Here is a 748-nt window from a genome sequence, read left to right as displayed (position 1 = left end):
TCGGCATGGTCGGATACGCCTTCATGGGCCGGGTGCACTCCCAGGCCTGGCGCAGTGTGTCGGCGTTCTTCGACCTGCCGGCCCGGCCGGTGATGGCCGCCGTCTGCGGCCGTTCCGCGGAGGGGACGGCGGCGGCGGCCGAGCAGATGGGCTGGGCCGCGGTCGAGACCGACTGGCGCAAGCTGATCGCCCGTGACGACGTGCAGGTGGTCGACATCTGCACGCCGGGTGACTCCCACGCCGAGATCGCGATCGCCGCGCTGGAGGCCGGCAAGCACGTGTTGTGCGAGAAGCCGCTCGCCAACACGGTGGCCGAGGCCGAGGCGATGGCGGCGGCGGCGCGTTCGGCGGCCGAGCGGGGGGTGTACGCGATGGTGGCGTTCAACTACCGCCGGGTGCCGGCCGTGGCGCAGGCCGCCCGCTGGGTGGCCGAGGGCCGTCTGGGCGCGATCCGTCACGTGCGGGCGCAGTATCTGCAGGACTGGATCGTCGATCCGGACTTCCCGCTGGTGTGGCGGCTGCGAAAGGACCTGGCCGGTTCCGGCGCGCTGGGTGACATCGGCGCGCACATCATCGACACCGCCCAGTTCATCACCGGCCAGCGCCTGACCCAGGTCTCGGGGCTGACCGAGACGTTCATCACCCAGCGGCCCATCGCGGGGACCTCGGCCGGCCTGTCGGCCGACACCGGAAACGGAAGCGGCGCGGAGATGGGCGAGGTCGACGTCGACGACGCGGCACTGTTCAT

1 protein-coding gene is annotated in these 748 nt (G+C 72.1%); it reads left to right on the top strand.

The window, feature by feature from the left end; genetic code table 11:
* The coding region (locus tag ACSC1Q_RS42980; RefSeq protein ID WP_436764510.1) for a Gfo/Idh/MocA family protein at nucleotides 1–748 on the top strand (748 nt) is incomplete at both ends.

The sequence above is a fragment of the Streptosporangium heterodermiicola genome, from assembly GCF_051390675.1.
Lineage (GTDB): Bacteria > Actinomycetota > Actinomycetes > Streptosporangiales > Streptosporangiaceae > Streptosporangium.
The sequence above is the reverse complement of the archived record's forward strand: the minus strand, read 5'-3'. Positions and strand labels throughout refer to the sequence as shown.